The 253-nt window shown below is 69.2% G+C and carries 1 protein-coding gene; it reads left to right on the top strand.

Annotation, left to right across the window (positions count from 1 at the left end; translation table 11 throughout):
* Positions 1-253: hypothetical protein (locus SB764_RS42775; RefSeq protein WP_410867147.1), on the top strand; the 253-nt coding region annotated here is incomplete at both ends.

Here is a 253-nt window from a genome sequence, read left to right as displayed (position 1 = left end):
GATGTCGGGGCGCGGCTACCACCTCGTCATCCCTGTGCCAACGAACCTCCACGACTTCCCGGTGGCTGTCGGGAAGCGCGTGCTGCGCGAGGAGCACGGCTGGTACGAGCTCCTGTTCGAGCACTGGGTGACCTTCACACGCCGCCCGGTGCCAGCCGACGTCCTAGCCCGTGCCGAGTCCACTCCGGACACTCCGCGTTTCGCCGCGGTCGAGGACGTCTACGCCGCGCTGGCGGCGAAGGCGAAGTCCACC

The organism is Paraburkholderia sp. SIMBA_027 (assembly GCF_046535315.1).
In the GTDB taxonomy this organism is placed as follows: domain Bacteria; phylum Pseudomonadota; class Gammaproteobacteria; order Burkholderiales; family Burkholderiaceae; genus Paraburkholderia; species Paraburkholderia tropica.
This window is presented reverse-complemented; position numbering and strand designations above follow the sequence as displayed.